The sequence below is a fragment of the Maribacter spongiicola genome (assembly GCF_052119685.1).
GTDB lineage: Bacteria > Bacteroidota > Bacteroidia > Flavobacteriales > Flavobacteriaceae > Maribacter > Maribacter spongiicola_A.
The window spans coordinates 1-23,884 of record NZ_JBGQOO010000007.1 but is presented as its reverse complement, the minus strand read 5'-3'; the positions used below and the strand labels follow the sequence as shown (position 1 = coordinate 23,884).

Below are 23,884 nucleotides of genomic sequence, written 5' to 3'. Positions count from 1 at the left end.
ATTTAAAAAAAGGTCCTTTAACCTTATACCATTAAAGAAGAGTCTCTAACGATAAGGCTGGTTTTGATCTCAACGGTTTTTGTCATTACATCATTGGTAGGGTTTTCAAGTTCTTGAATTAAAAAGCGAACTGCCGTTCTTCCTATTTTATCACCAGGTTGATCTACTGTTGTTAGTGCGGGACTAACGATGGTGGAGTTAATAGAGTTGCTAAAACCTACTACGGCTATTTCTTCAGGTATTTTTACCTTGAACTTGTGCAGTGCCTTTATTGCACCAATAGCAGCATTATCGGTAATGGCGAAAATAGCATCTGGGCGTTTCTTCATGCTTAAAAGAATATTGGTCAATCGTCTTCCGTTGCCTAATGAAATATCTTCAGTACTTAAAATAAGCTTATCACGCACTGGTATACCATATTGAGTTAAGGCCCTTAAATAGCCTGCGTATCTTTTTTCAGAATTATAAGAATTCTCTGTTTCCTTTATAATAGCAATGCGCTGTTTACCTAGCTCTATTAAATGTTCAACAGCATTAAATGCTGCTTCCTCTTCATTGATAACAATTTGTGTACAAGGTATTTTACTTGATACTTTATCGAAGAGGACTATAGGTATGCGGTTTAGTATTTTTAATATCTCTTCAACGTTGGTTGTTTTTCTAGACAAAGACATTAATACACCATCAACACCAAATTGTGTCATGGTATTTAACATTTCTACTTGTTTGACCTCGTTGTTGTTTGATTCTGAAATAATAACACGATACCCACGTAGTTCGGCTTCCTCTAAAATTCCCTTTAAAATAGTTGAGGTAAACAAATGAGATATGTTGGGCACGATTACTCCTAGTATATGAGTTTCACGAGAGCGAAAGCCTCTTGCAAATAAATTGGGCACATAATTCATTTGCTTAGCTAGCTTTCTAACCCTTTCTTTCGTGTCTTGGCTAATATCTGGGTGGTCATTCAATGCTCTAGAAACTGTCGAAATAGATAGGCTTAATTCTTTTGACAGTTCTTTTAAAGTAGTATTTCTCTTTTTGCTCATAATTGAATATCAGTGAATTATGATGGTTGTAAGTGAAATACAATACTACAAAATAAATTGCAAACGTTTGTGCAAACGTTTGCATTGATATTTCGTTAATATTTGGTTATAGGAATGATGTATTCATATAATTTGGTCTCAAAATCAACGATTTGATAATTTAAATCGATTCAACTTAAAAAAAACTCAAACATTATGAAGAAAATTATTTTTGCGGTAATCGGACTTCTTATCAGTGCAGGCTCCTTTGCACAGACCAATATTTCAGGAACCGTAACAGACAATTCAGGAGAGCCAATTCCCGGTGCTAACATTTTAATTACTGGTAGCACATCGGGTACAACATCAGATTTTGATGGTAATTTTACTTTTTCAACTGACCTTACCGGTGCCCAGATATTACGTGTATCATATATAGGGTTTACATCTGTTGATAAATCTTTAAACTTAAATGGTACAGCACAGACGGTAAATATAGTGCTACAAGAAGGTGGTCAATTATTAGATGAGGTGGTATTAACTGCTTCTAGTACATTCCGTTCGCAAAAGCAGGCGCCACTGTCAATTAGCTCTGTGAAAATGGCAGAGATTACGAAGCTCTCTGCAAACAGCCAGGCAGATATTCTTAGAAGTGTACCTGGTATTACTGCTGAAGGTGGTGGTGGTGAAACGGCAAGTAACATATTCGTTAGAGGTTTGCCTTCTGGTGGTCAGTATGTTTTTAACCCTTTACAGTACGACGGTATGCCTTTAATCAGTTCTTTCGGACTAAATTCTTCTGCACATGATGTGTATGCAAGACCTGATATTGGTTTTAAAGGTGTTGAATTTGTTCGTGGTGGTGCTGCAGTATTATATGGCGCAGGTTCTGTTGCCGGTATCATAAACTATACAAGTAAAACGGGTGATACAAACCCTGGTAACATTATTAATATTGAAGTTGCCAACCAAGGTAGAATTAAAACTGATTTCTATTCTGGTGGTCAACTAGGTGGTGAAGATTCTAATACATATTATGCTTTTACAGGTTTTGTTCGTAATGATAGAGGTCCTATAGATGTAGGTCTTCCAACTAAAGGTGTTCAATTTAGAGGTAACATCAAAAAGAAATTTGATAACGGTTCTTTTACGTTAAGCGGACAGTTTATTGACGATAAGGCACAATTTTATCTTCCTATTCCTTTAAGTGGTGGTAGCAGAGAGCGTATAAACGGTAATGATGGTAACCCAGTTGAACAATTGTTATCTGGTGATTTAGCCAATACTTCATTTAATACTCCCGGTGGAACTTACAATAGTCCTATAGCTGATGGTGTTTCTACTACTGGTGGTTATTTAATGGGTGATTTTAATTACAGATTTGAAGATGACCTTAAGTTGACTTCTAAAATCAAGTATGCTAATTACAAGCACAATTTTGCTCTTTATGTTGGTGGAAATGGTGCTAACGGAAACCCTATCACCCTTAATAATTATGTGGAAAGTATTGCTCCTGGTAACTTAGGGTATACTGCAGCTTACCAAAGTGGTTCGGGTTCTCAAATTAACGGTAACGATCTAGTAATCGATAATTTACATGTGGATCGTTTACGCCCAATGACAGATTACTCTGGCGAAATCAATTTGACAAAATCTATTGAAACTGCAAATGGTGGTAATCATAACGTAACGGTAGGTTCTTACATTGCTCGTACAGAGGCTGAAGATGTTAACTATCAGTATAGAGTATTAACAGAATTCAATAATAATCCGCAATTGGTAAACTTAAATTATACCGATGCTGATGGTACTAATGTAGTGTACTCGCAAGGCGGACTTTACAATCGTATTGGTCAGACAGCTAATAACTTTCTTTCTCAAAATAGAGTAGCATTATATGTTACAGATGAGATGATTTTAGACAAATGGCGTTTTGATGTTGGTTTCAGATGGGAACATACAGATGGTATCAACAGTCGTGGTGGTATTATGAGCGAAACCGTTTATACTACTCCAGATATTACTACAGAGCTTAGTGATGTACAAACTGCAGACGGTTCTTTCTTAAGAACCGAAGTAAATGCAAGTGCTTGGGCATTGTCTTTAGCTGGTTTATATGAATTAACTGAAACAACCAACCTTTATGCTAATTTCTCTAAAGGTTATTTCTTTCCGCAATTAAGAGGTTTTGCTCCGGTACCTGGTATTTCTGAAAGTCCTTATGATGCTGAAAATATTATTCAATTTGAAGCCGGTGCCAAATTCGGAAATGATAAGTTCTCAGGTTCTGTTGCAGGTTATTATGTAGGTCTTAAAGATCGTGTATCTATTCGCCAAGCAATTGTAGGTGGTCAATTGATCGATGAAACAAGAGCAGAGCAAAATACAAGAACTATAGGTATTGAGGCTACTTGGGATTATACCCTTGCACAATTCTTGAAACTTCGAGGTAATGCTACCTATCAAAATCATGAAATTACTAAAAACACCGATTTCGATTTAGTAAACGGTACATCTACAGAAGCAAATGTTGGTAATGAATTAGCAAGACAGCCAAACTTATTGGGCGGATTAGGCTTGTACTATGATAATGCCGCTTTCGATGCAAATTTCGGATTCAACTATACTGGTGAAAAGTTTACAGATGACACCAACAACATAGAATTAGATGCTATTACTATTGGTAGACTAGGTACTGGATATACATTCTCAAAACAAGACACTAATCAGTCGCTTCGTTTAGGGGTATCAGTTTTTAATCTATTCGATAGTGATGGTATTACAGAAGGTAACCCTAGAGCTGGTTCAGCTGGTCAAACAGAATCTGAGTTTTTTGTTGGAAGACCAATTTTACCAAGAAGATTGTTCGTAACGGCAACCTTCAATTTCTAGAAGAAGTTGTGTTAGTTTAAGTTTAATTGTTAAACACATTGGTGGTTGGAGAATTGCCAATGTGTTTTATTTTACTAAAGAATATGAAGGAAGAATTATATAAGAAGGCAATTGCAATTTTAGATGCAAATTTTCAAGATGGTGGTTTTACCATACCTAGTGCTGGTTTATATCCTTTTCAATGGAAGTGGGATTCTGGATTTATTGCTATAGGTTTTGCCCATTACGATGTTGAAAAAGCAAAAACTGAAATGAGAACCTTGCTTGATGCACAATGGGGTAATGGTTTTATACCACATATCGTTTTTCATACAGATAACGATTCTTATTTTCCAGGTGCAGATTTTCATCAATCTGAATTACATCCCTTGTCATCCAAAAAATATAGGTCTACGGGTATGACGCAGCCACCGGTAACGGGTTTTGTGCTGCAAGAAATGTATCGTATTGCAGAAGATAAGGATGATATGCTCAACTTTATCAAAGAAGAAATTGATAAGGTATATGAAAATCACCAGTACTTCTATTCAAAAAGAGATCCTCAAGATGAAGGTTTGGTGTACATCTATCATAACTGGGAATCTGGTACAGACAATTCTCCTGTTTGGGATGATATCTGGAAAACGATGAATCCACCAGAATATACTTTTGTTAGAAAAGATACTACGCATGTAGATGCTTCTCAGCGTCCGACTAAAAGAGAATATGATCACTATTTAAATATCATTGATATTGCTAAGCAAAACAATTATGATGATGCCAAAATAGCAGAGCTTTCCCCGTTTTTGGTTCAAGACCCTTTATTTAATGCCATGTTGATTAAATCTAATCAGGCATTAGTCGATATGTATATTATGATTGGCGGTAATGAAGAGAAAATTAAGACCATTTTAAAATGGCAAGCTAAAAGTATTAAAAGCTTTAATGAAAAGTTATTTGATGCTGAATTAGGCGCTTATGTCCATTACGATTTAAGAAATAAAAAACCAATTCGTCATATAACGTCTTCCTCTTTCTCGCCATTGTTCGCAAACATTCCTTCTCAAGAAAGAGCTGAGATCTTAGTGAAAACAATGATGGATAAATTCGGCGGTGATGATAAATACTTATGTGCTTCATTTGATCCTACAAACAATCGATTTAATCCGAAAAAATACTGGAGAGGTCCTGTTTGGATCAATATGAACTGGATGCTCTTTTTAGGACTGAAAAATTACGGATTCGATGCTGTATCAGCACGTATCAAACAAGATAGTATTGAGCTTATCGAGAAATATGGCTTCTACGAATATTTTGATTGTAGAAAAGATACTGGTGAAGCGAATACCCCTGGTTATGGTGGCAACAATTTTTCATGGAGTGCAGCTTTGTTTATTGATATGGTGAATACTGATTAGTGTATTTGTATAAAATGATTTAAAGGTTTTAATATGAACTACATTGACTATTTCATAATCGGATTTTACATAATGGGTATTTTAGGGGTTGGACTTCTGATTAGAAAAAATAAAAACTAGGATATGAATTACATTGATTACATTATTATTGTCGTTTACCTATTAGGTTTTTTAGGTTTGGGTTTCTTGTTCAAGGACAATAACACTGGTGGAGATTACTTCTTGGGTGGTCGTAAAACATCATGGTTGCCTTTAAGCTTGTCTGCAATGGCTACCCAATTATCTGCTATCAGTTTTATTTCGGCACCTGCATTTGTCGGCCTTAAAGAAGGTGGTGGTATGCAATGGCTTACCTACGAGTTAGGTGTGCCCTTGGCAATGGCTTTTTTACTCGTTGCAGTATTGCCAACGCTATATAAATCAGGTATTGTAAGTGTCTATGAATACTTAGAAACACGATTCGATGCTTCTTCTCGATTATTAATAAGTTTTGTTTTTCAAATCAGTAGGTCGGTAGCCACAGGGGTTATGGTCTATACCATGGCGTTAATATTACAGGCTACTATCGGATTAGAGTTTTGGATATCTATATTGCTAATCGGGCTTATAACCATGGTCTATTCTTTTCAAGGCGGAATGAAAGCAGTGATTTGGGGAGATGTTATTCAAATGAGTATTCTATTTATAGGTATAATCATTTGTCTTTATTTTGGATTTAGTGAGCTTGGCGGAGTAGATAATTTTCTTACTCATGTAGATACCGACAGAATTACTGCTGTAGATTTTAATAAATGGGGTTTCAATAATGCCGATGGTAATGATGAATTTGGGTTTTGGCCCATGGTCATTGGTGGCTTTTTTCTTTACGCTTCTTATTACGGTACAGATCAAACCCAGTCGCAGCGTTTATTGTCTTCTAGCAGCATGTCTAACCTTAAAAAACTGATGATGGCAAACGGTCTCCTTCGTTTTCCGTTTACGTTGACGTATTGTATAATGGGTCTTGTATTAGGTACATTGTTATTACAAGATGTTACTTTTCAAGAACAGATGGAAACTGTTTATCAAGCTAATATTGGTTCTCTACAAGGAAAAAAAGCCGATTTAATGGTGCCTGTTTTCATTATCAAATATTTACCTAATGGTGTTATTGGAATTTTAATTGTGGCTATTATGTCAGCAGCAATGTCAACTTTAAGTTCAACGGTAAATTCATTATCGGCTGTAACTATGGAAGATTTTGTAAAAAGATTCAACCCTAATATGCCTGATAAAAAATACATGACGTATTCAAAATTGTTGTCCATTTTTTGGGGTCTGGTATGTTTGTTCTTTGCATTTTTTGCAGGTAATATAGAAGGCACGGTTATAGAAGTAATCAATAAGATTAGTTCTGTGTTCTATGGTCCTATTTTAGCAGCTTTTATTTTGGCAATTCTTACTAAGAGAACACATGCACTTGGTGCCAATATCGGTATCGTAATTGGAGTGTTGTTCAATATTTATCTATGGCTATATGTACCACAAATATTTTGGTTCTGGTGGAATGCTTTAGGTTGTTTGGTGACAATTTTAGTTGCTCTTGCCGTAAGTTATACCGTAAAAAGAAAAGTGAACGAAGGTCTAGAGGTTACCTATTATTCCGGTAAGAAAGAGGTAGCAATATTACTAGGTTACTTTGTATTAATTGTACTGTTCAGTATTTCATTACCTAATATTTTGAATTAGAACTATGCCGATGAAATTTGTAATAGCTCCAGACAAGTTTAAAGGTTCTTTAACCGGATTCGAGTTTTGCGATGCCGTAGAAGAAGGTATTAAAATGGTTTTTAAAGATGCCGAAATTATAAAAAGACCTTTGGCTGATGGTGGTGATGGTACTATGGAAATTGCTAAGTATTATATAAAAGGAGAAACGATTATCGTTACTGTAAACGACCCTCTTTTTAGACCTATTAATGCTTCTTATTTATATTCTGATGAAACTAAAATAGCCTACATAGAGATGGCAGAAGCATCAGGATTAAAACTGCTGAATGTTGATGAGTTTAATTGTATGGTTACCACCACATCTGGTACTGGGGAATTAATTTATGATGCAATAGAGAAAGGTGCCACTGAAATAATTTTAGGTATTGGTGGTAGCGCCACTAATGATGGTGGTATGGGCATGGCAAATGCTTTGGGGTATCGTTTTTTAGATGATAATGGTCAAGAATTAAGTCCTATCGGTAAAAATCTTTCAAAGGTCAAATCTATAGATGATTCCAATAAGAATAATAGACTTGATTCGGTAAGGGTTAAAGTTGCTTGCGATGTTACCAATCCGTTTTATGGGTTACAAGGTGCCGCATATATTTATGGGGCACAGAAAGGTGCTTCTGAAAATGAGATAATATATCTGAATCAAGGTTTATGCAATTTTGCAGAAATTATTAAAAATCGGTATAAAATCGATTTACAGAAAGTTAGTGGCGCTGGTGCAGCTGGTGGTGTCGGTGGCGGCGCACTTGTTTTTCTAAATGGCGAATTAATTTCAGGAAATAATTTAATAAAAGAACTAGCAGATTTTGATAACGCAATCAAAGGAGCAGATTGGATTATAACCGGCGAGGGGCAGTTAGATGAACAAACACTTTCTGGTAAAACTATAGATGGTGTAGTTACATCGGCAGCCTCTAAAAATATACCTGTTGCAGCCTTGTGCGGGTCGGTAAGTATTAGCGTGGCACAACAGGAAAAATTCGGACTAGCCTATGTTTCTTCCATTGTAAGAGGTATTTCTACTCTAAAAGAAGCTATGGAAAATAGTAGAGAAAATCTTGTAAATGCATCGTACAATTTTGCTAGTTTATTGAAGTGAAAATTACTATTAAACTTAATATAGCTTAAATTCATCTTAGTGATTTAAGTACTAACTGTATATCGTAATTTCCTTGGTTACCAATAGCGGCTTCCGGAAGTTCTTAAAACCGTTCAAAATATCCTCATAAGTTCCTTCTTAATCAGAACTCAAAAATTCAAAATCTTGAGGGCTGTCTTGTATAAATAAAAATAGCTGACTTTTTTTACCTCATTTTAAAACGTATCCATTAATAATTAAAATCATTTTAGGCTACGTCATATTCCCGTTTCATTAGATATCAGTAATTTATTACTATTTTTAACATATATACTTGTTAAAATTAATAAATTGAGTCATTATCCTAATAATACCGAGATTCTGGAAAAGCATCACCAAATATTCATTGAACAAACGCCTACAGCTATTGCAATGCTAGATAAAAATATGGTGTATTTGGCAGTGTCTAAACGGTGGTTAAAAGACTATAAATTAGAGCAAGAAGATGTAATCGGTCATTGTCATTATGATATTTTTCCAGAGATTGGTGATGATTGGAAAAAAGACCATCAAGAATGTCTTGAGGGTGCAATAAATATAAATGATGAAGCACCATTTCCTCGTGCAGATGGTTCTATTCAATGGATTTATTGGGATGTTCGACCGTGGTATAACTCTAAAGGAGAAATTGGCGGACTTTTAATGCACACTGGTGATATTACAGAGCAAAAAGAAAAGGAACTTGAGAAAAAACGTGTTGAATCTATTTTAAACGATACTAGCGAAATTGCACGTATTTCAACATGGGATATAAATCTTTCTACTCAAGAGCTTTTATGGAATAAGATGGCTTATAAAATTTATGAGGTTGCTGATGATTTTAGACCAACAGTAGATGGTGCATTAGAATTTTTTAAATTTGATGAAGATAAACAAGCTGCTAAAGTTGCTATTCAAAATGCCATTGATTATGGTTCTGCTGTAGATATGGATGTAGAAATGCTTACTGCAAAAGGGAATACTATTTGGGCGAAAATTACAGGTAAAGTGGAAAGTATATCTGGAGTGCCAACAAGATTTTATGGTATTTTACAAGATGTTAGTAATATTAGGCTTACCGAGCAACGTCTAAATAGAGCTGATAAGGAATTAGAAGCTATATTCAATTCAAAATCTATTGCAGTAATAACTACAGATAAAGACGGAGTAATTAATCGTTTTAATAGTGGTGCTGAACAGATACTAGGTTATTCGGCAAAGGAAATCATAGGGTTTAAAAAGCCTGAAATGTATCTATTTGAAGAAGAATTAAATGTCTTTAAAAAAGATATGGAACTTGAATTTAAAGGAGATTCTAATGATGCTGATTTTAACTATCGAAACGAGAAGATTTTTAATACTAGGCAATGGACTTTTAAAAGAAAAGATGGATCAACTTTTCCTGGGCTAAAATCTTTAACAGCCATTCAAAATAAAGATGGTTTAAATGAAGGTTTTATAGCGGTTATCACAGATATCACTAAGATTAATGAGGTTAAAGATGAATTGCGTAAAAGGAATGACTTATTAAATCTTGCAGAACGTCTCAGTTTATTGGGTCATTGGCAGTGGAATATTATAGAAGATGTAGCTATTTGGTCGGATAATCTTTTCGCGCTTCTAGATTACGAGGGTGAACAATTTACGTTGGATTTTGCAACGTATTTCGCAATGGTTCATGATGATGATAAAGATGAGGTTCTGAAGCATTTTGAACTTGCTAAAAAGGAACAGGAATTTAAGAATATTACTCACAGAATCATAACTTTTACTGGCAAAATCAAAACTATAAAGATTATTGCAAATGTCATTTCAAATCAAAAAGGCGAAGCAGTTGAAATGGTCGGTACTTGCCAGGATGTAACCGAATCGAAAAAAGCCGAACAGAAAATAATAGAAGCCAAAGAAGAATTAGAAATAGTTGCCCAAAAGCTTTCGCATCAGAACAAACAATTGGCAGATTTTACCCAAATAACCTCGCATAATTTAAGAGCACCGGTAGCTAATTTAAACTCGTTAATGGAGATTTATAAGCTTTCAGATGATGATGAAGAGCGCTTAGATATATTCGGCAAGTTCGATACTGTAATCGATCGCCTTACTTTAACGTTGAATACATTGATAGAAGCATTAAAAACTAAAATTAGTGATGCTCAAGAAGAATTGGAAAATGTAGATTTAAATGAAATTTTAGAAAATACGACCCAAACATTAAGTGGTGTAATTTTAACTTCAGATGCTGTTGTAAAAGGAGATTTTATAGAAGTGTCGAACATCACTTATAATAGAATATATATGGAAAGTATTTTCCTTAATTTGATTGGCAATGCCATAAAATATAGAGCAAAAAATAGGACGCCAGAAATAATAGTAAAATCTAAGCTTAAGAATGGTAGAAATATTATTACATTTAAAGACAACGGCTTGGGTATTGATCTTGAAAAACATGGTCATAAATTATTCGGACTAAACAAGGTTTTTCACAGACACTCAGATGCAAAGGGTGTTGGTTTGTTCCTTACTAAAACTCAAGTTGAAGCTATGGGTGGTTCGATTACCGCCACAAGTGAAGTCAATGTTGGTACAACTTTTACAATAATTTTTTAATTAAGCTTACTATGAATGACGTTTTAAAAACATGTATTGTTGATGATGATTCTATTTACCGTTTTACAATGGTAAAAGCACTAGAATCAACGAAATTGCCAATGGAAATCATGGCTTTTTCTGATGGCGAAGAGGCTATAAATTTTATGCTTGATAATCTTGATCAAGATTCTGTTTTTCCAGATGTTATTTTCTTGGATATTGATATGCCAATCATGGACGGATTTCAGTTCATGGAAGAATACGTGAAAATTAAACCTAGAGTAGGTAAAAAGATCACTATTTATATGGTTTCGTCTTCATTAGATCCTGTAGATATTGAAAGAGCAAAGAAAATAAGTGCAATCTCAGATTATATTGTAAAACCAATTGGGTTAAATAGATTAAAGAATATTATTGAAGAATTATTGGAGGACCGTAAAAACTAACAACCCAAGAGATTGGTATAACTGCGTTTTAGGTTATCATTCGAATGAATCGAGTTAAGCTATAAGGTTTGGACACAGTATTTTTGAATAAACCAAAAAAATAATACTATGTCTCTTTTAACAATAATTTTAAATATTTTATTACCGCCATTAGCCGTTTTTCTAAAACATGGTATAGGTACAACTTTATTGGTCAGTATACTACTTACTATGCTAGCTTGGTTACCAGGTGTAATTCATGCTTTTGTTGTCAATCAAGAATAATCTAAATAAAATATAGTCTTGCTTATATATTTTGGTAAAGACAAGTAAACCGCGCTAATCTTCAATATAAGTTGATGATTAGCGCGGTTTCTCTTTATGGCTAATTTTCTGCTCTTATTTGAAAATCAGTTTCTTATTAACATTAATTATGATAACCAATCTGTTAAACCGTTCTTTTATATAATAACTTTGGCGTGTTAGGTGTAAATATCTCCTTCGACTATTATTTTTCGTAGTGATAGAATTCTGTAAGTCACCTATGGTTCAATTTAATTTTTAAACATGTATAAATTTTTAAGAATAGTTTTTGGTATTATATTATTGTCAATTGTTAGTTGTAAAGATGTTGATAAGCGCACTATTGGCGAAGGCCAAAGTGAAAAAGCTGAACAAGAATTGAAGGAAGAGACCACATTGGCTATTGTGCAAAATGCTATAGAAGCACATGGCGGTAGCTTTTATGATACCGCTAATTATGAGTTCGTATTTAGAAATAAAATGTACACTTTTAATAATAACGATGGATACCTATACCGCGTTAATTTTAAGGATAGTGTGCAAAATAAAATCGAAGATGTATTACAAAATGGTTCTTTTTCTAGAAAGATCAATGATCAGTTGATTGATTTGTCTGAGCAAGACATAGCAAAATATAGTAATGCCTTAAATTCAGTTATTTATTTTGCCACGTTGCCACATAAACTAAATGATAAAGCGGTACACAAAGAATATGTTGGTGAAACTGTTATCAAAGGTGAAGATTACGATGTTATTAGAGTAACATTTGGTAAAGAAGGTGGAGGTACTGATCACGATGATGTTTTTATGTATTGGATAAATAAAAAATCGCACTACATAAATTATTTGGCATACAGCTACAGTACCAATGATGGCGGTGTACGTTTTAGAAGTGCATATAACGCTAGAACTATCGACGGTATTCGTTTTCAAGATTATATTAATTGGGAAGCTCCTGTTGGCACCCCGCTAAAAGAGCTTCCAGCCCTTTTTGAGAAACAAGTGTTGAAAGAGTTGTCACGAATTGAAACAGAACATATTCGCAATCTTAACGCTGTCGAACTAATAGAATAGGGTCGTTCTAGAACACAATTTACTTATCGTATCTTTGATAGTATGTATTTGATACTTTTTTAAATACACATTAAACGAACTTGTTTTTTAAATTAAAATACGTCTTGTATGAAGGGTAAGACCTTATTTGAAAATTTTAATCCCATTTCTGAAAAAGAATGGAAACAGAAAATTCAATACGATATAAAGGGGAAAGATTATAATGAAGAAGTGGTATATAATTCTCCAGAGGGCATTAAAGTAAAACCTTTCTACCATGCAGAAGATTTAGAACACATAACGGTTACTTCATCTCATATTACTTCTTGGAATATTGGTCAGGTTATCTACGCAGGTAATGCCATAATGGCTAATGAAAAGGCACTGAAATATATAGCAAAAGGAGCTGAAGCTATTCGGTATATTGTTCCTACTGATGTAGTAGATGGAGCTATTCTTTTGAACAATATTGACTTAAATGCTGTCAATATCTATTTTGATATGCAATTTTTGTCTAAAACTTATATTACTAAAACGCTAGATAAGATTACTGATTCTCATAAAATACATTTTCAAATAGATCCTATTGGTCATCTAGCAAAATCTGGAAATTGGTATGAATCTATGCCTTCAGATATTAATCTAATTAATGATTTAGCAGCACTTAATATTGACAATTTATTGAGTGTAGATGTTTCTCTCTATCAAAATGCTGGTGCAGATATGGTGCAACAATTGGCAGATGCCTTATCTCATGCCAATGAATATTTGAATATTTTACAAGAACGCGGAAATCTCGCTAAACTTAAAAGTATAGATTTTAAGGTAGCTGTAGGTGGTAATTATTTCTTTGAAATTGCCAAGATAAAAGCGTTGCGTAATCTTTGGAGTATTCTTGTCCAAGCATATGATATTGCTGTTCCATGTCACATTACTACACAACCTTCTAGACGAAATAAAACCATTTACGATTATAATGTAAACTTGCTTAGAACTACTACCGAATGCATGTCTGCGGTACTAGGCGGGTCTGATGCTGTATTTAATTTAAATTATAATTCAGAATATAAAAAAGATAATGACTTTGCAGAACGTATAGCTTTTAATCAGCTTATTTTATTGAAAGAAGAAAGCTATTTTGATAAAGTGGAAAATCCGGCAGAAGGCAGTTATTATATTGAAACCATAAGCGCGCAATTAGCTGAGAAAGCATTGATTTTGTTTAAGGCAATTGAAAAGGATGGCGGATTCTTAATACAACTAAAAAATCATACGATTCAGAATAGAATTGCTGATAGTGCTCAAAAGCAACAAGAGAAATTCAATACGAAAAAGTTAGTCTTGGTAGGTACAAATGCCTACCAAAATGAGAATGATAAAATGGCGCAGGAAATAGAACTGTATCCGTTCGTAAAAAAGAATCCTCGAAAAACATTGATTACTCCGATTATCGAAAAACGATTGGCAGAAGAACTAGAGCAAAACCGTTTATCTCATGAGTAGAAAAGATTTGCAACATATTCAATTGAATGATTCGGTATTACCTGATAATATTCAGAAGAATGGTACTTTAGAAACAGAAGAATCAACATTTACTACGGCAGAAACAATTTCATTAAAAAAGAAATATACTAAAGAAGATATAGCTGATATAGAGCATTTAAATTTTGCTGCAGGTATACCACCATTTCTACGTGGACCATATTCCACCATGTATGTATTGCGCCCATGGACAATCAGACAATATGCCGGGTTTTCAACGGCTAAAGAAAGTAATGAGTTTTATAGAAAAAATTTAAAAGCAGGTCAAAAAGGATTATCGGTCGCCTTTGATTTACCTACCCATAGAGGTTATGATAGTGATCATGAAAGAGTAGTAGGCGATGTTGGTAAAGCAGGTGTTGCCATAGATAGTGTTGAAGATATGAAAGTACTCTTTGATGGTATTCCCTTAAACGAAATGTCTGTATCAATGACCATGAACGGTGCGGTATTGCCAATAATGGCATTTTATATCGTAGCTGCTGAAGAACAAGGAGTTTCGTTAGATAAGCTAGCTGGTACTATACAGAATGACATTCTTAAGGAATTTATGGTCCGTAACACCTATATCTACCCGCCGAAACCGTCTATGCAATTGGTTGCAGATATATTTGAGTACACCAGTAAATACATGCCTAAATTTAATAGTATTAGTATTTCTGGCTATCATATGCACGAAGCGGGTGCCCCGGCGCATTTAGAGTTGGCGTATACACTTTCTGACGGATTAGAATATATAAGAACGGGAATAAAAGCGGGATTACAGATTGATGATTTTGCACCGCGACTTTCCTTTTTCTGGGGAATAGGCATGAATCATTTTATGGAAATTGCCAAAATGCGGGCAGCAAGAATGCTTTGGGCAAAAGTGGTGAAAGAATTCAATCCGAAGAACGAAAAATCGTTAATGTTAAGAACGCATTGCCAAACTAGCGGATGGAGTCTTACAGAGCAAGATCCATTTAACAATGTAGCAAGAACGACTATAGAAGCCTCTGCAGCCGTTTTTGGTGGTACGCAAAGCCTTCATACAAATGCATTAGATGAGGCAATAGCCTTGCCTACAGATTTCTCTGCGCGTATTGCTAGAGAAACTCAGATATATCTTCAACAAGAAACGAATATAACCAAGACCGTAGACCCATGGGCAGGTAGTTATTATGTAGAGAAACTTACGCATGAGTTGGTGCATAAGGCTTGGGAGTTAATGGAAGAGGTTGAGAGTCTTGGTGGTATGACCAAGGCAATTGAAACCGGTATCCCAAAAACTCGTATTGAAGAAGCTGCTGCTAGAAAACAGGCGCGTATAGATAGTCAGCAAGATGTAATTGTAGGTGTTAATAAATATCGATTGACCGAGGAAGACGAGCTTCAAATTTTAGAAGTTGACAATAAAGAGGTTCGTAGACAGCAATTACAGCGATTAGATGAAATAAAGAAGAGTAGAAATACAGCTGTAGTTCTTGAAAAGTTAAAGGCACTGACTATAGCGGCTAAAACTAAACTTGAAGATGGCGATTCGCAAGAAAATTTATTAGCTTTAGCAGTAGATGCCGCAAGAGAAAGAGCAACTTTAGGCGAAATTAGTAGTGCTCTTGAAGAAGCATTTGGTAGACATAAGGCAATTATAAATTCATTTACAGGTGTGTATTCAAGAGAAATTAAAGATGATTCAAGTTTTAAAAGAGCACAAGAACTAGCTGATCAATTTGCAGAAAAAGATGGTCGTCGACCACGTATTATGGTTGCCAAAATGGGGCAAGATGGTCATGATCGTGGAGCAAAAGTTGTGGCTACAGGTTATGCTGATTTAGGATTCGATGTAGATATAGGTCCGCTTTTTCAAACTCCGAAAGAAACGGCTAAGCAGGCGGTAGAAAATGATGTGCATATATTAGGAATATCATCGCTCGCTGGCGGACATAAAACTTTAGTGCCAGAGGTGGTAAAGGAGCTTAAAAGCTATGGTCGCGAAGATATAATGGTTATTGTTGGCGGAGTAATACCGAAACAAGATTATGATTTTCTAAAGGAAGCTGGTGCTACGGCAGTATTTGGCCCAGGCACTAAAATTAGTGATGCAGCCATACAATTGTTAGAATTACTTTTAAAGTAAACACTGATATTAGATCAAATAAAAAATGCCGAGCAATTCAATCGCTCGGCATTTTTTTTATGTCAATTGTAGTGGTTACGCAGCGGCAACTTCTACATTACTTTCTTTATTCTTTAGCCAGAAATATAAAATGGTAAATAGAACTATTAAGATAGCAGGAAACAAAACCATAGTACTTAGTGTTTCTTGACCAGACTCAAGCATAACGCTTTTAATTGATGTAGCTAAGTTTTCTTCAGAAACGTTAATAAGTGAAGCAGCTTTTTCCAAATTTTCATTACTTTCAAAAATAACTTTAGCTTCATTAAAAGTTTCTCCAGAAACATTTAATGAAGATTCCGCTACAGTATTAACATCTTTATCGATCCAACCACCAATAATAGGTTGAAAGATAGAAGAAGAGAACATACCTATTGCTCCAATAATAGACATACCCAAAGCGCCTGTTTTTGGTGTTTTTGTTGCAGCTAGACCAATCATGTTAGGCCAGAAGTAAGCAACTCCAAGTGCGAAAACTACAGCTGCTACATAAGCCATAGCTCCTGTTTGTGTACTAAATAAATAGATACCTAAAGTTGCTAAAACAGCAGAGCCCAAAAGAACTCCGGTTTGGTTAAATTTAGCAACCATGCTACCTCCGAAATAACGTGCTACCGCCATTAAACCTGCAGTTAATGCTAATATTATTGTTGGTTCAGCCCCACTTTTAGAAAGAATAAGACTTACCCATTGGTTTGGACCAAATTCAGAAATTGCAGTAAGTGCCATACATATTCCTATAAATAAAAATAGCGGGGTAAACATGCCTTTTAAGTTACCACTAATAGTAGCAGCTTCTTCGATTTTTGCTTTAGGCCAAGTTTGCCCATAAAATAAATAGGCATAGATTACTGCTGGTATTAATAATAACCATACTTGGCTTTGACCAATAATACCAAAATCTGTCATAAAACCAGAGAGCAAGCTACCTACAGCGATACCACCAGGGAACCACATGTGAAACCTGTTTAGCATCGTACTCATTCTATTACCTTTATACGCATCAGCTATCATTGGGTTACAAGCAGCTTCTGTACACCCGTTACCAAGGCCTATTAATAAGTTAGCTACTAAAAGACCCATATAGCTTCCTGAAAATATTAATAGTAGAATACCTATGGCATGCGCAAAAAATGCAAACTGCATAATTACTTTACCGCCTACTTTATGATAAATTAAGCCACCGATTACCATAGCAATTGGGAAACCTAAAAACCACATAGAGGTTATTAGTCCCGCTTGACTGGCGCTTAATGCTAATTCTGTTTTTAATTGGTCTAATATACCCGCCGCAATGGCAAAGGAGAATGCCGTGGTAATTAATGCGAAACAGCTGGCATAAAAGAGCCTATTCGCGTTTACTTTAGAAGTTGAGTTAGAACTGTCCATATTTAAATTGATTTAGTTGTTGTTTTGGTTAAGTTGCTAAACTAATAAAAATGAAATAATATCAATGCTTTTTTAGTAAAATGATACCTTAAGTACGACAGAAAGCACAAAAAATAGTATTTACATAATTTTTACTGTTTTTTATGCAATACATTATATGTCAAATTTAGGGGTATTGTGTTGATAATGAAGTATTAGGTAACTTGTAGTCTAAATAATCACCTTTAATTTGAAAAATATGAAATACTGTGTTTTAATACTTTTAGCCACTTTTGTACTGAGTTGTGGAGATATAGATAGGACCGTGAGTGAAGAAAATGAAACTACGAGCGCTAAAGCAGATACGAATTACAGCCCAGAAGATTCTTTAGATAGTTTAGGGATCGTGTTACGTGATCAAGGCACACCTGTTGCAAATTATGTGCATGCGGTAAGAACGGGTAATCTTGTATTTTTAGCTGGTAAGGGTCCAAAACAGGCTAATGGTGAAAATATAGTTGGTAAGTTGGGAGATAGTTTAACTATCGAACAAGGTTATCAAGCTGCTCGTGAGGTAGGTATTAATCAATTATCGGTTTTGAAAGCTGAACTTGGCAATCTTAATAAAGTAAAAAGAATAGTCAGTGTACACGGCATGGTCAATGCCGCACCAGATTTTAAAGACCATTCGAAAGTCATTAATGGGTACTCAGATTTAATGGTGGCTGTTTTTGGAGAGAATGGCAAACATGCGCGAGCTGCCGTAGGCATGGGTTCATTGCCAGGAAATATGGCTGTTGAGGTTGAAATGGTTGTTGAGGTTTATGAGTAAACCTATCATTATGTATGGGTATTGGGTGTAATTTTCTTTCAGAATTTGTCTCATTTATTACCAAGTATATTCGATAAGAAATGGAGCATCACAAAATAAGTGTATATCAAAGATTAATATTTTCTTAGGTTAGTAAAATTAAAAAAACCGATTGAATAAATCGGTTTTTTTGTTTTGCCATATAGCGATGACTAATGTCTTTATTTAAGATTAATCTTGTCGAACTAATTCTTGTTCTCGCTAAATAGAAATACCACTAAAAAGGCGATAATTAAACAGATGGCAAAAAATCCAAAAAGATTAATGTAATTAGACATAAGTAGGAATTTATCATCAAAAATATAAAAAGTACAGCAGGGCAAAGCCCTTTAGATTTTATTTTCGATGAATGGTAGGTTATTTATTGCTTACCTAAATTCGTCATTTATGTAGGTATTGATTTTGTGAAAAGTATTCTCGGCGACTTATAATCTTGATAATTCTCTTTTGCTCCAAATTTCATACATGGGTTCTCCTTTGCTATTTTTTCCTGTATGGTGCCAATCATCACCCTCGAGTTTATAATTGAATTCTAATTTTGCTCCTACTCTAGAGTTGTCCTTAGAAAAAAATTCTATATGCTCTTTGTAAATACCATTTTCTGCACTGTACGATCCTCCGCCTGTTCCTGAAAAACGGAAAGATTCCGTGTCATAGGCAATCCATTGAAAGGTATTGTCCATCAAAAGTTTTAAGGTTTTTCTAGTGTTTTCTTCCCCTCTTCTTTCTTGACGGGTATCTGGTCCTCTGGTAGCAAAAAGCCACGCTCCGTCGAGGTCTTGTATTGAAGGATAATTATGGGTTAAGGTCAATTCTTGAAACCAATTCATTTTAAGATTTTCACCTTCCATACTAAAAGGGATAGAGAGTTGTCTTACGCCATCCTTTTCATAATCTGAATTAAATTCTAAACGAACCACTAAATGACTATTCGATGCGGAGTTTTCAATCTGAATAAATCCTCCTACAGTTTTTATAAAATTATTAGGGGCTATTTCATACTCGTTATAGATAAAATAATCGTCATTTACTTTAACCTGATGTACACTTTTTTTACCATTGCTTTCAATGGTATCGGTGTAAATACCAGTGGGAATTTGACTATGACCCACCAAATTGCCAACAAAAATTAGAAAGTAGAATAGAAAAGATTCTTTTGTAGGTATATTTATCATTTTTATAATTTAATTTTTATTTGTTAATTGTCTAAAAATAAATTAGTTATAGGTCAATTTAAAATAATTTCAATAGAATTATTAAAAAAAATGTTGATGGTCGTAAAAAAAATGAAAATCCTTGTTTTTTCATTTTTTTTGATTTCATTTGTCCTGTTCTTACGCGCTACTTTGTGTGTTCGAGATTTCAAGCTTTTAGCTGAACATTATGTATCTTAATTCTATGTTCGGGTTTGAGGGAAATTGGAAGTTTTTCCCACAAATGGCTTATAAGATAGGTTGCCGATTAGTAAAGCAAACTTCCAATTTATTTAATGCAATCATGCAAAGTCAGCATGATTATTTCTTTATACCTACCACACAGAAACAAATCTTGGTGTGATACTTTGGTTAAGATGGTTACATTTTCTTAACTTTCAATTGTTAGTCTAGTTGTTATATTTATACTTTATCAAATTTCATTATAACTTAATTTCATGAATACCAAATACATTGATCTTATTGATCAAACTTATTATTTTCCACAAGAAGAGTTTAATTTAGATGGCGAGTACCTGCAATTTCACGGTATACCCTTAAATGAGTTGGTGCAAAAATATGGTAGCCCTTTAAAATTTACCTACCTACCAAAAATTTCAGAAAATATAGTAAGAGCTAAAAATTGGTTTGCAAATGCTATAGAGAAGAATAACTATAAAGGTAAATACCATTATTGTTATTGCACAAAAAGCTCGCATTTTCAGCATGTAATGCACGAAGCTTTAAAGAATGAGATCCATATGGAAACCTCATCGGCCTTCGATATTAATATTATCGAGAAGCTGAAGAAAGATGGTAAATTAACAGATCAAACATATGTTATCTGTAACGGCTTTAAACGCGATAAATATATTGACAATATTGCACGATTAATTAATAGCGGTCATCAAAATTGTGTGCCTATTATTGATAATTATGAAGAAATAGATTTATTGTCAGATGCTATTAATGACACCTTTAAAGTAGGTATTCGTATTGCATCAGAAGAAGAGCCAAAATTCGAATTCTATACTTCTCGTTTAGGGATCGGGTATAAGAACATTGTTCCTTTTTACGAAAATCAAATAAAAGATAATGATAAGGTTGAGCTTAAAATGCTTCACTTTTTTATTAATACCGGTATTCGTGACAATGCGTATTATTGGAATGAGCTTGTAAAATGTTTAAAAGTATATGTTCGTTTAAAGAAAATGTGCCCATCATTAGATAGCTTAAATATTGGTGGTGGTTTTCCAATTAAAAACTCATTAGCTTTCGAGTACGATTATCAATACATGATCAATGAGATTTTAAATCAGATCAATATTACATGTTCAGAAGCTGATGTTCCTGTACCTCATATTTTTACCGAATTCGGTAGCTTTACGGTAGGTGAAAGTGGTGGCGCTATTTATGAAATTTTATATCAGAAGCAGCAGAACGATCGCGAGAAATGGAATATGATCGATTCATCTTTCATTACAACATTACCAGATACTTGGGCAATCAATAAAAGATTTATCATGTTGCCTATAAATCGCTGGAACGATGAATATGAGCGTGTTTTGCTTGGTGGTCTAACCTGTGATAGTGATGATTATTATAATAGCGAGCAGAATATGAACGCTATATATTTACCTAGGTATAAAAGAGAGAAGCCATTATATATCGGTTTTTTCAATACAGGTGCCTATCAAGAATCGATTGGTGGTTATGGCGGCTTACAGCATTGTTTAATTCCGCAGCCTAAACATATTTTGATAGATAAGGATGAAAACGGTAACTTCACTTACAAACAGTTCAGGGCCCAACAAAAGGCAGAAGACCTTTTAGATATTTTAGGGTATGATGTTACTGCTGAAGATGAATAAAAATAGTTTGGTTACAACGACCGATAGGTATATAAATACGTATAATAGAATTGAAAATAGTACTAAAAAACCACTTAACAATAGCTAAAATATCATGAGTACATCTAAGAATTATGCCGGTATTTCCGATGAATTCGCACAACTAGAAAAATCAAAAATTATCTTGATACCTGTTCCCTATGACGGAACCAGTACTTGGGGTAAGGGAGCGGACAAAGGTCCAGATGCTTTTTTAGAAGCTTCTGAAAACATGGAAATGTATGATATTGAAACCGATTCTGAAGTTTACAGACAAGGTATTCATTTAACAGCGCCAATTACAGAGAATAGCTCTCCTGAGGCGATGGTTAACGAAGTGCATAGCATTACAAAAGACTTTATTAAACGTAATAAGTTTGTAACCTTGTTCGGCGGTGAACATTCAATTTCTATAGGTTCTATACGTGCCTTTAATGAATGTTTCGATAATTTAACGGTATTACATATAGATGCACATGCCGATTTAAGAGAGTCATATGAGGGTACAAAGTATAACCATGCTTGTGCCGTATATGAAGCTAACCAGACTACAAATTTGGTGCAGGTGGGTATTCGTTCTATGGATATTATTGAAAAAACATTAATGGACGATGATAAAACTTTCTTCGCCCATGATATGGTCAATGATGAGTATTGGACAGATAAAGTGATTGAAGCAATGACTGAGAATGTATTTATTACATTTGATCTAGATGCTTTCGACCCTTCTATTATGCCTTCTACAGGAACTCCAGAACCAGGTGGATTACTTTGGTATGAAACATTGGAATTCTTAAAGCAGGTTTTTGAAGATAAGAACGTGGTAGGTTTTGATATTGTAGAACTATGCCCTAATAAAAATGAAAAATCGTCAGATTTCTTGGCGGCAAAACTATATTATAAAATGCTTAGCTATAAATTTGCTGGGCAAGATATAGATCAAGAGTATGATAATACCTTTGATGTAGATTACAAAGCAAATACAAATTCAAAATTTGAAGATGACGAAGAATAAAGGTGCGATAACCAATTTTATTGAAAAATACTATTTACATTTTAATGCTGCTGCATTGGTCGATGCTGCAAAGGGCTATGAAGAGCAATTAGAAAATGGTGCCAAAATGTTGGTTTCGTTAGCTGGTGCTATGTCTACTGCAGAAATCGGTAAAATTTTTGCCGAAGTAATTCGCCAAGATAAAGTGCAGATCATTTCTTGTACGGGTGCAAACCTTGAGGAAGATATCATGAACTTGGTAGCACATTCTCATTACAAGCGCGTACCTAACTACAGAGATTTGACTCCGCAAGACGAGTGGGATCTGTTAGAAAAAGGCTTGAACCGTGTTACCGATACGTGTATACCAGAAGAAGAGGCTTTTAGAAGATTACAAGAGCATATTTTCAAAATTTGGAAAGATGCCGATGATAAAGGCGAGCGCTTTTTGCCTCATGAATTCATGTATAAAATGTTACTTTCAGGTGTTTTAGAGGAGTATTACGAAATAGACCTTAAAGATTCGTGGATGTATGCCGCAGCAGAAAAGAACTTACCTATTATTTGCCCAGGATGGGAAGATAGTACTATGGGTAACATTTTTGCTTCTTATGTAATGAAAGGTGAGTTGAAAGCAAGTACCATGAAATCGGGTATCGAATACATGACCTTTTTAGCAGATTGGTATACTGCCAACTCTGAAAACGGAATCGGATTCTTTCAAATTGGCGGTGGTATCGCTGGCGATTTCCCTATATGTGTAGTGCCGATGCTATATCAAGACATGGAGCGTACAGACACTCCTTTCTGGAGCTATTTCTGCCAAATAAGTGATAGTACAACTAGTTACGGTTCTTATTCTGGTGCCGTACCTAATGAAAAGATAACTTGGGGTAAATTAGATATTAATACTCCTAAATTTATTATAGAAAGTGATGCGACAATTGTTGCTCCCTTGATTTTTGCTTACCTTTTAGATATGTAATTATGGACAAGAACGCACATTTAAATAGAGTCATTGTCGACTTTAAAAAATTGACCCCAGAAGTTCTTAAACTTTTGGTAGAAAGATATCCAGATGGGTATGATGATCGTAATATTATCTCTTTTAGAAACGGACAAGGAGAACGTATTGAAGCGGTTGAGGTTTTAACTGAAGACACTAAATATTTGGTGAAAATCAGTGCCAAGCTTGAGTATACCATGGAAAATTATGATGAGGATGACTACGAAGATTTCGATGATGATGATCCAACAGCAGTAGTTGAGCCAGATCCAGAGGATATGGTCGATGGTGCAGACGA

The 23,884-nt window shown here is 34.6% G+C and carries 18 protein-coding genes; 15 read left to right on the top strand and 3 right to left on the bottom strand.

Annotated elements, in window-relative coordinates; genetic code table 11:
* Positions 1-23: 23 nt before the first annotated feature.
* Positions 24-1,049 (bottom strand): LacI family DNA-binding transcriptional regulator, encoded by a 1,026-nt coding sequence (locus ACEN2N_RS12065; protein WP_441824563.1) that lies wholly within the window; start codon positions 1,047-1,049, stop codon positions 24-26.
* 195 nt (positions 1,050-1,244) lie between these two features.
* Here ACEN2N_RS12065 and ACEN2N_RS12060 point away from each other — a divergent pair, with 195 nt between their 5' ends.
* The 10 genes from ACEN2N_RS12060 (at position 1,245) to scpA (ending at position 16,226) form a co-directional block, all read left to right on the top strand.
* Positions 1,245-3,920, top strand: coding sequence for a TonB-dependent receptor domain-containing protein (locus tag ACEN2N_RS12060; protein WP_441824562.1), 2,676 nt, complete (start codon positions 1,245-1,247; stop codon positions 3,918-3,920).
* Between the two features lie 83 nt (positions 3,921-4,003).
* Positions 4,004-5,317, top strand: a complete 1,314-nt coding sequence (locus ACEN2N_RS12055) for an MGH1-like glycoside hydrolase domain-containing protein (protein ID WP_441824561.1) — start codon at positions 4,004-4,006, stop codon at positions 5,315-5,317.
* Positions 5,318-5,440: 123 nt separating this feature from the next.
* Positions 5,441-7,045: a sodium:solute symporter gene (locus ACEN2N_RS12050; RefSeq protein WP_441824560.1), complete on the top strand. Its 1,605-nt coding sequence runs from the start codon at positions 5,441-5,443 to the stop codon at positions 7,043-7,045.
* A gap of 10 nt (positions 7,046-7,055) precedes the next feature.
* The gene (locus ACEN2N_RS12045; protein WP_441824559.1) at positions 7,056-8,180 is read left to right on the top strand and encodes a glycerate kinase; all 1,125 of its coding nucleotides are present in this window, start codon (positions 7,056-7,058) and stop codon (positions 8,178-8,180) included.
* A gap of 330 nt (positions 8,181-8,510) precedes the next feature.
* Entirely contained in the window at positions 8,511-10,805 is a 2,295-nt protein-coding gene (locus ACEN2N_RS12040; protein WP_441824558.1) for a PAS domain-containing sensor histidine kinase, read from the top strand.
* Positions 10,806-10,816: 11 nt separating this feature from the next.
* Entirely contained in the window at positions 10,817-11,233 is a 417-nt protein-coding gene (locus ACEN2N_RS12035; protein WP_282117746.1) for a response regulator, read from the top strand.
* 108 nt (positions 11,234-11,341) lie between these two features.
* On the top strand, positions 11,342-11,497 hold the full coding sequence (locus tag ACEN2N_RS12030) for a YqaE/Pmp3 family membrane protein (protein ID WP_073241915.1): 156 nt from the start codon (positions 11,342-11,344) through the stop codon (positions 11,495-11,497).
* 282 nt (positions 11,498-11,779) lie between these two features.
* Positions 11,780-12,589: a DUF6503 family protein gene (locus ACEN2N_RS12025; RefSeq protein WP_441824557.1), complete on the top strand. Its 810-nt coding sequence runs from the start codon at positions 11,780-11,782 to the stop codon at positions 12,587-12,589.
* A 108-nt stretch (positions 12,590-12,697) separates the two neighbouring features.
* On the top strand, positions 12,698-14,071 hold the full coding sequence (locus ACEN2N_RS12020; protein WP_441824556.1) for a methylmalonyl-CoA mutase subunit beta: 1,374 nt from the start codon (positions 12,698-12,700) through the stop codon (positions 14,069-14,071).
* Positions 14,064-16,226 (top strand): methylmalonyl-CoA mutase, encoded by a 2,163-nt coding sequence (scpA, locus tag ACEN2N_RS12015; protein WP_441824555.1) that lies wholly within the window; start codon positions 14,064-14,066, stop codon positions 16,224-16,226. Before ACEN2N_RS12020 ends, scpA begins: the two co-directional genes overlap by 8 nt.
* A 75-nt stretch (positions 16,227-16,301) precedes the next feature.
* On the opposite strand, the gene ACEN2N_RS12010 is transcribed toward scpA, so the two are convergent.
* Positions 16,302-17,654, bottom strand: coding sequence for an MFS transporter (locus ACEN2N_RS12010; protein WP_441824554.1), 1,353 nt, complete (start codon positions 17,652-17,654; stop codon positions 16,302-16,304).
* Between the two features lie 238 nt (positions 17,655-17,892).
* Between ACEN2N_RS12010 and ACEN2N_RS12005 the strand changes: the two genes are divergently transcribed.
* On the top strand, positions 17,893-18,465 hold the full coding sequence (locus ACEN2N_RS12005) for a RidA family protein (RefSeq protein ID WP_441824553.1): 573 nt from the start codon (positions 17,893-17,895) through the stop codon (positions 18,463-18,465).
* 464 nt (positions 18,466-18,929) lie between these two features.
* Here the strand turns inward: ACEN2N_RS12005 and ACEN2N_RS12000 are convergent, their stop codons facing one another.
* Complete coding sequence (locus ACEN2N_RS12000; protein ID WP_441824552.1) at positions 18,930-19,679, bottom strand: hypothetical protein; 750 nt, start codon at positions 19,677-19,679, stop codon at positions 18,930-18,932.
* A gap of 476 nt (positions 19,680-20,155) precedes the next feature.
* Here ACEN2N_RS12000 and ACEN2N_RS11995 point away from each other — a divergent pair, with 476 nt between their 5' ends.
* The 4 genes from ACEN2N_RS11995 to ACEN2N_RS11980 form a co-directional block, all read left to right on the top strand.
* Positions 20,156-21,568: an arginine decarboxylase gene (locus tag ACEN2N_RS11995; protein WP_441824551.1), complete on the top strand. Its 1,413-nt coding sequence runs from the start codon at positions 20,156-20,158 to the stop codon at positions 21,566-21,568.
* Positions 21,569-21,662: 94 nt separating this feature from the next.
* Positions 21,663-22,601 carry an agmatinase gene (speB, locus tag ACEN2N_RS11990; protein WP_441824550.1) on the top strand — a complete coding sequence of 313 codons (939 nt, stop codon included), beginning with the start codon at positions 21,663-21,665 and terminating at the stop codon, positions 22,599-22,601.
* Positions 22,588-23,565, top strand: a complete 978-nt coding sequence (locus ACEN2N_RS11985; RefSeq protein ID WP_133686063.1) for a deoxyhypusine synthase family protein — start codon at positions 22,588-22,590, stop codon at positions 23,563-23,565. Before speB ends, ACEN2N_RS11985 begins: the two co-directional genes overlap by 14 nt.
* 2 nt (positions 23,566-23,567) lie before the next feature.
* Positions 23,568-23,884: hypothetical protein (locus ACEN2N_RS11980; protein WP_441824549.1), on the top strand; the 317-nt coding region annotated here is incomplete at its 3' end.

Bases quoted from the DNA above. Each gene is read 5' to 3' on its own strand.
- ACEN2N_RS12020 (WP_441824556.1), top strand. From the start codon at position 12,698: ATGAAGGGTAAGACCTTATTTGAAAATTTTAATCCCATTTCTGAAAAA.
- ACEN2N_RS12060 (WP_441824562.1), top strand. From the start codon at position 1,245: ATGAAGAAAATTATTTTTGCGGTAATCGGACTTCTTATCAGTGCAGGC.
- ACEN2N_RS12050 (WP_441824560.1), top strand. From the start codon at position 5,441: ATGAATTACATTGATTACATTATTATTGTCGTTTACCTATTAGGTTTT.
- ACEN2N_RS12055 (WP_441824561.1), top strand. From the start codon at position 4,004: ATGAAGGAAGAATTATATAAGAAGGCAATTGCAATTTTAGATGCAAAT.
- ACEN2N_RS12035 (WP_282117746.1), top strand. From the start codon at position 10,817: ATGAATGACGTTTTAAAAACATGTATTGTTGATGATGATTCTATTTAC.
- ACEN2N_RS12030 (WP_073241915.1), top strand. From the start codon at position 11,342: ATGTCTCTTTTAACAATAATTTTAAATATTTTATTACCGCCATTAGCC.
- ACEN2N_RS11985 (WP_133686063.1), top strand. From the start codon at position 22,588: ATGACGAAGAATAAAGGTGCGATAACCAATTTTATTGAAAAATACTAT.
- ACEN2N_RS12000 (WP_441824552.1), bottom strand. From the start codon at position 19,679: ATGATAAATATACCTACAAAAGAATCTTTTCTATTCTACTTTCTAATT.
- ACEN2N_RS12045 (WP_441824559.1), top strand. From the start codon at position 7,056: ATGAAATTTGTAATAGCTCCAGACAAGTTTAAAGGTTCTTTAACCGGA.
- speB (WP_441824550.1), top strand. From the start codon at position 21,663: ATGAGTACATCTAAGAATTATGCCGGTATTTCCGATGAATTCGCACAA.
- ACEN2N_RS12025 (WP_441824557.1), top strand. From the start codon at position 11,780: ATGTATAAATTTTTAAGAATAGTTTTTGGTATTATATTATTGTCAATT.
- ACEN2N_RS12010 (WP_441824554.1), bottom strand. From the start codon at position 17,654: ATGGACAGTTCTAACTCAACTTCTAAAGTAAACGCGAATAGGCTCTTT.
- ACEN2N_RS12065 (WP_441824563.1), bottom strand. From the start codon at position 1,049: ATGAGCAAAAAGAGAAATACTACTTTAAAAGAACTGTCAAAAGAATTA.
- ACEN2N_RS12005 (WP_441824553.1), top strand. From the start codon at position 17,893: ATGAAATACTGTGTTTTAATACTTTTAGCCACTTTTGTACTGAGTTGT.
- ACEN2N_RS11995 (WP_441824551.1), top strand. From the start codon at position 20,156: ATGAATACCAAATACATTGATCTTATTGATCAAACTTATTATTTTCCA.
- scpA (WP_441824555.1), top strand. From the start codon at position 14,064: ATGAGTAGAAAAGATTTGCAACATATTCAATTGAATGATTCGGTATTA.